General features: G+C 40.9%; 8 protein-coding genes. 2 read left to right on the top strand and 6 right to left on the bottom strand.

Annotated elements, in window-relative coordinates:
- Positions 1–88: 88 nt before the first annotated feature.
- Positions 89–1,027 (top strand): LysR family transcriptional regulator, encoded by a 939-nt coding sequence (locus tag BCU84_RS09145; RefSeq protein WP_102527776.1) that lies wholly within the window; start codon positions 89–91, stop codon positions 1,025–1,027.
- A gap of 82 nt (positions 1,028–1,109) precedes the next feature.
- Here BCU84_RS09145 and BCU84_RS09140 read toward each other — a convergent pair whose 3' ends face one another.
- The 6 genes from BCU84_RS09140 to BCU84_RS09115 all read right to left on the bottom strand — a co-directional run bounded on the left by BCU84_RS09140 (position 1,110) and on the right by BCU84_RS09115 (position 9,142).
- Complete coding sequence (locus tag BCU84_RS09140; protein WP_241906402.1) at positions 1,110–2,405, bottom strand: hybrid-cluster NAD(P)-dependent oxidoreductase; 1,296 nt, start codon at positions 2,403–2,405, stop codon at positions 1,110–1,112.
- Between the two features lie 102 nt (positions 2,406–2,507).
- Positions 2,508–4,166 carry a hydroxylamine reductase gene (gene hcp, locus BCU84_RS09135; protein ID WP_102527775.1) on the bottom strand — a complete coding sequence of 553 codons (1,659 nt, stop codon included), beginning with the start codon at positions 4,164–4,166 and terminating at the stop codon, positions 2,508–2,510.
- Positions 4,167–4,566: 400 nt separating this feature from the next.
- The gene (locus BCU84_RS09130) at positions 4,567–6,246 is read right to left on the bottom strand and encodes a VCBS repeat-containing protein (protein ID WP_241906401.1); all 1,680 of its coding nucleotides are present in this window, start codon (positions 6,244–6,246) and stop codon (positions 4,567–4,569) included.
- A gap of 175 nt (positions 6,247–6,421) precedes the next feature.
- A complete protein-coding gene (locus tag BCU84_RS09125) occupies positions 6,422–7,213 on the bottom strand; it encodes an EcsC family protein (protein WP_102527774.1) in 792 nt (263 codons plus the stop codon).
- A gap of 31 nt (positions 7,214–7,244) precedes the next feature.
- Entirely contained in the window at positions 7,245–7,736 is a 492-nt protein-coding gene (locus BCU84_RS09120) for a peptidylprolyl isomerase (RefSeq protein ID WP_102527773.1), read from the bottom strand.
- A gap of 104 nt (positions 7,737–7,840) precedes the next feature.
- Positions 7,841–9,142 carry an amidohydrolase gene (locus BCU84_RS09115; protein WP_102527786.1) on the bottom strand — a complete coding sequence of 434 codons (1,302 nt, stop codon included), beginning with the start codon at positions 9,140–9,142 and terminating at the stop codon, positions 7,841–7,843.
- Between the two features lie 262 nt (positions 9,143–9,404).
- On the opposite strand from BCU84_RS09115, the gene BCU84_RS09110 reads away from it, so the two are divergent.
- The gene (locus BCU84_RS09110) at positions 9,405–9,866 is read left to right on the top strand and encodes a cold shock domain-containing protein (RefSeq protein ID WP_102527772.1); all 462 of its coding nucleotides are present in this window, start codon (positions 9,405–9,407) and stop codon (positions 9,864–9,866) included.

Raw genomic sequence — 9,866 nt, 5'->3', positions numbered from 1 at the left:
CTTATATATTTATATTACTTCATAAACCTCACCTCAAATAAAATTACTAAAAACTATAAATAATTTAACTAACAAAATTAGGTAAGGCATGGAATTAAGAAATATAAAACACTTTGTAGCATTATCTGAATATAAGCATTTCAGTAGAGCAGCAAAAGAATTAAATATTACCCAGCCAACACTATCCAAAAGTTTACAAAAACTAGAGCTGCTCGTTGGAGGAAAGTTATTCTTACGAGACTCTAAAAATATGTCTATGACGCCACTAGGCAAATTGATGTTAAAGCATGGAAAAGCTATTTTAAAAGAGCATGATGACATGCTACAGGCACTCGCTTTGTTTCACGGGGAGAATGAATTAACCATCATTATTGGCGCCAGCCCCATTCCATCAAACAGTCTAGTCGGGCCAATCTTAGGAGAATACATTAACTCAAGGCCAAATATGACCTTAGAGCTAAGTGTTGATGGTTGGAAAGAACTAACTCAACAGTTACTTGAAGGGGAATTAGATTTATTTGTAGCTGAATCAGATTTTAACGGTTTAGATAATCAATATGAGTTAAGCGTGATAGAACTACCGCCATTCCCTGTCGTCTTTTGCTGCCGCCCAGACCACCCACTCGCCAAACTATCTCTACTGAGTTTAGATTCATTTAGAGATTACTCTTTAGCAATACCAAGACACTTACCAACCAGTATTCTTAACCAGTTCGAGGGCTTATTTAAGCAGCGAGATAACTTTTGTGGCCAGATTCGCTTCGATCAATTCCACTCCATTAAAGACTCAATAATGAATGCAGATCTGGTCGCCCTAACTCCCGAAATTGCAGTTAGAAAAGAAATACAACAAGGTAGATTAATAGCATTATCTCCACAGTTAATGCCTAAACTTACCGCTAAATTTAGTATCATTACATTGGCAGGTAAGATACAAAATCAAGCGGTGAATACCTTCATTGAACACTTAATAAAACGCACTTTAGCCGTTAATGCCAGCCATCAATCTCAGCTTGAGTCAGCATAAAATTGATTAATAGCTCTCGATATTGGCTCATAAAAAGACACCGTCTGAATGCTTGCTTTAAAAATATCAATCTATTGCTAAGTTACATTTTTAACGTCACATCTGAAGTGATTTTCGTAGAGCAAGCCAATACATAACCCGCGGCAATTTCTTCAGGCGTTAATGTCATCGTACTACTCGACTCTGTCGTCCCTGAAGTCACCTGGCACTTACATGCACCACATACGCCGCTGCGACAGGCTGCAATAATTGGTAGCCCTTCAGACTCAATACCATCAAGTAATGTTTGCTCAGTAGAAAGCGAAATCGATTTATCTGCTATTTTCAGCATGAATTGACGACTGTCGTCACTGCTTGAATCACTAACAAGCTTGTCTGACTTTATCGCCCCGGTGAAGCTCTCTTGATGGAAGTTTTCCATTTCAAATCCACTAGCTTCAACCAATGACTTAACCGCTACCATATAAGGTTCAGGGCCGCAAACAAACACTGTACGCGCCATAAAATCAGGAACAAATTTAACGAGTTTATCGATATCTAAACGCCCTAACATACGACTATCATTCGCCGTATGGTTAACGCCGTCAACAAGTTCAGGAGCTGCTTCAAGTAAGTAATGTAAACTGAATTTGGCACTACGGTGCGCCATCGAACTCAAACCATCAGCAAAAATAATATCGTCATTACTGCGTGCACTGTGCACAAAGGCAATATCACTGCCCACTCTGGCATCTAACAACCAGCGAGACATAGAGTACATTGGTGTGATACCACTGCCAGCACTTAAAAATAAGTACTTTGTAGCAGGAATATCCACTAAATTAAACGCCCCATCTGGCCCCATTATTGTGACCACATCTCCCTCGTTGACGTTATCAGCAACAAAGTTTGACACCTTGCCACCCGCAATTCGCTTGACCGTCACTACGATTGAGTAAGGACGAGAAGGTGAAGATGACATGGTGTAACTGCGATAAACTATTTCACCATCAATCTCGAGCTTAAAGGTAATAAACTGACCAGGCTTATAGTTAAACTTAACCGGTGTTAAGCCTTGAAACCGAAAACTAACTACATCATGAGTTTCGTTCCACTTCTCAACACAGCGAAGCTTAATATCGCCACGCTGCCAATCATCTGCACTTAGTAGTGAAGCATCATCATTTACTGTCGCTGTTTTAGCTTGAGTAGCGTTAACTTGAGCAGCGTTAACTTCGGACTCAACTTCAGATTTAATCTCTACAGTCTTCTTAGCTGTGTTTGCCAACGCACTCGACATTGAAAAACCAGCGGCTGGCTTCTTCTCTGCTTTGTCGTCATCTTTAGTTGACTGCACTGCTGACAACGCAGCTGAAAATGAAAATCCTGATGAGCTCATAAGGCACCTGTTACTGGGTAAATGATGGAAGGAGAAATGGAAAAATAACAGTCATAAAAATGGTGATATAAGCCGAGTACTTATATCACCATTAACAGCGTATTAAGCCGCTTTGATCATCGCTTTAAGATCAGATTCAACATCAGTGGTGTTACGTAAACCGAATTGGTCTTCTAACACTTTTGCCAAGTTTTCAGTTAAGAAAGCAGGCGGAGTCGGACCTGTGCGGATGTTTTTAACACCAAGCGACAATAAGGTTAATAGCACCACAATCGCTTTTTGCTCAAACCAAGATAAAACAAGGCTTAACGGTAGCTCATTGATGTCACACTCAAAGATATCTTTCAGTGCTAATGCTAATTGAATCGCAGAATATGCATCATTACATTGGCCCACATCTAACAAACGTGGAATACCATTAATGTCACCAAATTCAAGTTTGTTGAATTTGTATTTACCACAACCTAAGGTCAAGATAATGGTGTCATCTGGTACTGATTTAGCTAAGTCAGTAAAGTAGCTACGTTCAGACTTATCGCCATCACAACCACCAATTAAGAAGAAGTGTTTAATAGAACCATTCTTCACATTCTCAACCACAGTAGGCGCAGCTTCCATTAACGCATTACGTGCAAAACCAATGGTGATTTTGTGCGGGATTTCATCGTAAGTGAAACCTTCAAGTTCAAGGGCTTTATCAATCACTTCACTGAAATCTTCGCCTTCTACGTGAGTCACACCAGGCCAGCCAACAATGCTGCGAGTGAAGATACGATCTGAGTATTCACCCACATTTGGATCAATAATACAGTTAGACGTCATCACAACTGCACCAGGGAAAGTACCAAATTCACGTTGCTGGTTCTGCCACGCACTACCGTAGTTACCCACTAAGTGAGGGTATTTTTTAAATTCTGGATACGCTAAGGCTGGTAGCATTTCGCCGTGAGTGAACACGTTAATGCCCTTACCTTCAGTTTGCTGCAAGATAAGCTCAAGATCTTTCATGTCATGACCTGACACTAAAATCGCTTTACCTTTAACTGACTTAGTATTGACTTCAGTCGGCTCTGGGTGACCAAATGCACTGGTTTCACCTTCATCTAACATCGCCATCACGCGATAGTTTAATTGGCCAATCTCCATTGCTGTGCCAAATAGCTTGTCACCATCAACTGAATCTTCACCAAGGAAAGACATGATTTGGTGGAACTCACCGGCAACATCAGCATCGGTTTGCTCTAAAACGCGTGCATGCTCCATGTATGCAGCAGCGCCTTTAAGGCCGTATAAACAAAGTAAACGTAGGCCTAGAATATCTTCATGCACATCACCACGATTAGGTAAGGCTAATGGTGCTTGCTCTAGCATCTCAGGTTTTGTAGCAGCAAGATTTAATGAACCTTGTGCAATAACAACTTCAGGCTCTACGCCTTTTTCAGCACACGCTTGCTCGTAAGCCGCTTTTAATTCGTTACGGTAATCTTGCGCCTGATAGGCATAATCCATTAAACGTTCGTCATCGAAGTTAACGTTAGTCAGTGTGGCAAAGAATGCCTTAGGAACAAAGGTGTCAATTTCAGCATTAATAATGTTGAACTCACGCGCTTTAACTGCGTATGCAGAGACGCCTTGCAGCATATAGATAAGGAGATCTTGTAGATCTGAAGTCGATGCTAGCTTGCCACACATGCCTTGTGAATAACTACAACCGTTTCCTGCTGGTGTTCTTACTGTTTGCTCACACTGAATACAAAACATTGCCTTTCTCCTGATGATAAACCAAATCATGCATATTATTTACATGTTTAAGGTCAGTTTACGCTCATCGTCAAAAAGCTAAACTACTTTTTACATAATTTAAGTGGTTTTATGATCTAGATCAGTTTCAGTACTCGCTAATATAAAGCTAACTCTTATCATGAGTTGGAAGCTAATTCGTTTAGTTATTAAGCCAATATATGATGGAAACCATATTAAAAACTATAGTGAACAACTAAAGTGAAAACTAAAGTGAAAACTAAAGTGAAAACTATAGTTAACAACTATGATTCATCAACAAAAAAGCCAGTATCCTTAATGGTTAAGGAAACTGGCTACTATGACTAGTTAAGTGAATTAAAGAGTGCTTACTAAGGCGTGCTGATCTTTAGCACTACGATTAGTTTGCTAACAACACACTAAATCTTCGCTGTAAGTTCTCAGGATCTTGCTTACCAAACCTTAATAATAAATCTTCTTTACCATCAAGGTTAATATCGACCGCAGATAACATTGAGCCTTCGACCGGTATAGTCATTTGCCACTCTTCAGCCCTTTTAATAAACGGATTATTGCCAGCCTGACCATAATAAATATCCAGTGCATCGTTATCATCAGAAAGCAGTAACTCTTTAAAACCGTCACCATTAATGTCAGCTAACGCCACTACGGGTTCACCACTTTGACCTGAAGTTAAACTGAAATTTAACTCTACTTCTTTAATCACATTGGCTTTGGCGCCGAAACGACTCGACTCGTTCATTTTAAAAACATGCACGTCTTGATCAATACTGCCTGAAAGTAGCGCACTGATAATTTGAGAAATGCTGATATCAAACCCAGCCACAATCACTTCATCAATATTGTCGTTATCAATATCATCAAAGCGTAATCCAGTCAGGGTACCTTCAGCCTTAATAATCGTATCTGCCTCACGAGGGAAAGAAATACTGTCATCGCCTTTTACGCCAAGGTAAATTTCATAGTCATTGCTGCGATCAAATACCCCTGAACTTTTGGTATAGCGTACAACTAAGTCCGTTACACCATCACCGTTAACATCGCCAATGCGCTCTACTTTTCGGTATAGCAAATCACTTTGATCTAAATTCTTACCATAAGCATCACGCTTATTCCACCAATCAACACCACTGATTGGCTGACTAACGGATATGAACTCAGCGATAGCTGAAAACTGGCCATCGTTTTGTTGATAGTAAACTTCTAACGACCCTTCACCTACCTTAATAATATCGTCACGACCATCAAAGTTCATATCACTGTGATATAGCTTGGAATGGCTATACTCAGCACCATTATTTTTCAGTTCAACCACAGGTAATAAAGGTAATGATTGCTGAATAAATGTCCCATCAGCAGCGCCTAATAGCACTTGAGTATCTCTAAAGTCACTCATCATGATATCGGCGATATCGTCGTTATTGATATCTTTAACAAACTCCCCACGGGAAATAAAATCAGCACGGCTTGTCACCGCAATGGAGTTTATATCAGCCACTTTAATCAGTGCACTAGAGGGGACTTTTGAAGCAGAGGTAGATAAAGGATCGTCTATATCAGTCAAGTTCAATTCGTCTTGCTGCAAAGTATTGTTTGCTGTTGCTGGATACTCTTCAAAGCGCAGCAAAGAGTCTGCGGTAACAAAGTACAATTGTTGCATTTTTTCAGCATCTTGATCTGAAGCTTCAGTTGATAATAACTTAGACGTATTCTGTTCAAGCTCATTGACATCAAAACTATAAATGTCTTTGGTCAATAACACTTTATCAAGCATCACCAATTCATTTTGCTGAAAACCATAAATAGCCAACCAGCGGTCGTGGTTATCATCGACCCCTAAGGCAATTAATTCATTACCTGGGTTTTCCAATATATTGGCGCTGACAACAGCTTGAGTCAGTTCAAAATCGGCATCAATATGAAAAGTCGTAAATTGCGGTTTAAAGGGTATTTCATCAGAAAATGCGGTGTTACTAACGACACTGCCACTCACAACTAACAGTAAACCCGTGCAGCATTGCAGTAATTGATTCAAACTCACTCGATTAAAAACATTCATCCTGAAAGCCTATCCTTAACAATTAGCGATTAATATTATTGTTTGCTTAATTATTAAGATAGCGAAGATTGATGAAAGTTCACACGATATAATTGTTACGATTTAAGTATGAAGGATATCGAGGGGTAGATTAGCATCACAATACAAGCGTATCTCATTGACTAGCATTGTTGATTTACTCAGTCATTAGCAAGCTATCGTAGGCTAATCTCACTGACTCTCCACCATACTTTCGCTCCAACCGCCTGACAATGAAATGCCCTCTTGCCATGTCTTGAAAATGATCGATAAATAAGGTGTTGATGATCGCGCCACCCGCAGCGCCAATCGCGGGCACAGCTTGAGCTGCCATCTTTTGAGTGACTTGTACGCCAAAACGCTCAGCGATAACGGTGACAAATTTAACCATCATGGGGCCAGCTTCTTTACTGAAGCCTTTAGCCGCAATATATTCAGCGGTTTCGGCAATCGAGTTTGCTAATACTGTGCGCACGGCAAAGTATCCTTTCTCAGCTTGATCGTCATCAGTTGACTCCCCGCCTAAAGCAAACACTTCTAAACACGCCATCTTAGTCTCAATATCATTAAGTTGCTCGCCTTCGCTACGAGCAACATCTGCGATAGACCGCAACATGATAGTAGTAGAAATAGGTAGCTCAATGGCTAAAGCAGATAAGCCAAAAAATCCGCCCACTCCGCCACTGACAGCAACACCCAGTTTATGCCAGCGATCAGAAGACTGCTCACCGGGCGCTTCTTTCATAGTAAATAGTGCGGCATCAGATGCTTTAGTCAGCGCCATTTGAGTCACTTTGCCAATTCCACCACTGACACTTTTAGGCAGTAATGAAAAACCTTTCTCAATTGGCGTACCGATAAAGTCTGTGATTTTTGCAGCAAGCCCTGGGTTTTCAAGCAATTGCTTAGCTTGGGTCAGTTGCAATATATCAGCTTCAGATAGACTCAAATTAACTCCCTACAAACTCAAGTGTAGCCTCTTAGCTAATGGTAACCTTTTCAATCACGATAGCCTCTTTCGGCACATCATCATGACCTGCTATCGTCACCGTTTTAACTTTTTCAATTTCTTTAACGACTTCAATGCCAGCAACCACTTTACCAAATACTGCATAACCCCAACCATTGTTGGTAGTCGCGGTATGATCTAAAAAGGTATTATCACCGACGTTAATAAAAAACTGCCCAGTGGCCGAATGCGGCGCATCTGTTCGTGCCATCGCGATTGTACCCAGTACATTACTCAAGCCACGATTAGCTTCATTAACAATCGGATCCCGCGTCGGCTTTTCTTTCATTTTGGCAGTAAAGCCACCACCTTGGATCATAAACCCTTTAATCACACGATGAAAAATCGTGTGCTCATAAAAGCCCTCTTCGCAATACTGCAAAAAGTTCTTTGAACTGACTGGTGCTTTTTCCATATCGAGTTCAATGCAAATATCGCCAACATTAGTGCTAAAGGTAATCATATTTTTTATCTATATCCAAAGTAATCGCAGAAAAGGTTAATCCTGCTTATAGCCAATATTATAACGTTATTTGTCTAGCCAAGGCATGCTTGGCTCAGCAACAACTATTGTTTTTGATTAAACAAATCCATTGCTGTGCGAGTCATCGCTCTCACACCCGTTTTAATCGTTAATGGATAATCTGGGGCAAACAAGCTTGAGTGTAATGACGGCAAGCCCTCACCAGAATCAAGACTTGCCTGATAAGCCCCAGGTTCAACAGCTCCTAGCCAAAATAACGTAATTGGCACATTTTGATCTGTACGGCCATACAAGCCAAAGTCTTCACCCGCCATCACTGGTGGTGCAATCACCACATTTTGTTTACCTAACTCAGTTTCGATACTGGCTTGCACTTTGGCAGCAAGCTGCGGCTCATTATAAGTTGAGGGAATGGTTTCATCGTCATGCACATAAACCTCTGGCATTAACTCGTCAGGTAAACCTGCGCTTATCGCAATGCCTTTAGTAATACGTTTAATGGCTGCAATTTGTTGTTCACGCACTTCAGGATTATAAGAACGTAACGTTAACTGCAGCTTTACTTGATTGGAAATAATATTGTGCTTTGAGCCGCCATGAATGGAGCCCACAGTGACAACATTAGGCTCAAGCGGAGATACCTCGCGACTTGGAATCGTTTGCAGTGCTAACACCGTTCTTGCTGCCAACACCACGGGGTCGATGGTTAAATGTGGGTAAGCACCATGGCCACTCTTGCCCTTAATAGTAATATCCACCGAATCAACATTTGCTAAAGCGTAGCCACTCACCACACCCACTTTACCCGCTGGAATACCTGCACTGACATGCAAGCCAATGACATTGTCAGGGGTTGGAAATTGACTAAACAAACCTTGCTTTAACATGGCTTTCGCACCACCGCCGACTTCTTCTGCAGGTTGTGCCACCATCATCAAGGTGCCTTTCCAATCTGCTTTATGCTTCATCAACTGCTCAGCGGTACCAATAAAACTGGTCATATGAATATCATGACCACAGCCATGCATAATGCCAACGGTATTGTTGTGCTCATCTAGTGTTGTCACTTTTGAAGCATAGGATTTACCCGTTTGCTCAATAATCGGTAAACCATCTATATCAGCTCTTATCATCAGCACTGGGCCCGTGCCATTTTTATAAATGCCAACGACACCGTAACCACCAAAATTATCAGTCACATCAAAGCCAAGTTGGCTTAACTCTTTTGCCATCCGAGCGCTGGTATTTTTTTCTTGATAAGACAGCTCGGGATATTGGTGCAAATGAGTATAAAGCTGTTCAAGTTTCGGCATAGATTTCATTACCGATGCATCAAAGTTTTCAGCTTGAGCTGAGACACTAACAAGCGAGCTCGAACCAATCATAGTCGCCACGGCAAGTGAAATGGATAACGCTTTCGGTATTACAGCAAAACCTGCTGATAATTTCATGATATCTTCCTTGTTTACTGGGGCGTGTTGTTCTTTTTGTGGTCAAGGTATTGCTTAAAAAACAATATGCCGTCAAAGAGTAAGCACTTAAGTAATTATATTTATTAAGGTGTGTTATTAACCTAGCATAGTGGCTGGCAATTTTATAATGTGTGCTAAAACATGCACTCACTCAAAAAGGAAAACATTGGTGAAAATGGAAACTGGTCGGTTGGTTCGCTGGAATAGTAATAAAGGGTTTGGATTTATTGAACCAGACGAAGGTGACAGAGACGTTTTTATTCATATTTCAACCCTAAAGCATATGGCAAGAAAGCCACATGTTGGCGACAGAATTGAATATGTAATAGAGCAACTTGCTGATGGAAAAATAAAAGCTGTTCAGGCACAAATTGAAGGCGTTGCTGTTCGCACTCAATCTAACAAAGACAAGCAACAGACGAATCAATCACATCAGGGCCAAAAATCAATCAAGAAAAAAGGTCCAATTAAGATGCAAAAAGCCACCACGGCTTCAGGCACCATGAGTCGGATCATTATTATTTTGATTGTGCTCGCAATCGGTCGATTTGCTTATCAAGCTTACTATGACATCACTAATGCATCTGAAGCAGGTGCATCAGGAGCAGATACAAAAGTCCAAGAGCCAAGGAAATAA

Origin of the sequence: Shewanella sp. 10N.286.51.B7, from assembly GCF_002873615.1 — a bacterium.
Classification (GTDB): Bacteria; Pseudomonadota; Gammaproteobacteria; order Enterobacterales; family Shewanellaceae; genus Shewanella; species Shewanella electrodiphila.
The sequence above is the reverse complement of the archived record's forward strand: the minus strand, read 5'-3'. Positions and strand labels throughout refer to the sequence as shown.

Coding starts and splice junctions, on each gene's coding strand:
- BCU84_RS09145 (WP_102527776.1), top strand. CDS start 89: ATGGAATTAAGAAATATAAAACACTTTGTAGCATTATCTGAATATAAG.
- BCU84_RS09140 (WP_241906402.1), bottom strand. CDS start 2,405: ATGAGCTCATCAGGATTTTCATTTTCAGCTGCGTTGTCAGCAGTGCAG.
- hcp (WP_102527775.1), bottom strand. CDS start 4,166: ATGTTTTGTATTCAGTGTGAGCAAACAGTAAGAACACCAGCAGGAAAC.
- BCU84_RS09130 (WP_241906401.1), bottom strand. CDS start 6,246: ATGAATGTTTTTAATCGAGTGAGTTTGAATCAATTACTGCAATGCTGC.
- BCU84_RS09120 (WP_102527773.1), bottom strand. CDS start 7,736: ATGATTACCTTTAGCACTAATGTTGGCGATATTTGCATTGAACTCGAT.
- BCU84_RS09115 (WP_102527786.1), bottom strand. CDS start 9,142: ATGATTGGTTCGAGCTCGCTTGTTAGTGTCTCAGCTCAAGCTGAAAAC.
- BCU84_RS09110 (WP_102527772.1), top strand. CDS start 9,405: ATGGAAACTGGTCGGTTGGTTCGCTGGAATAGTAATAAAGGGTTTGGA.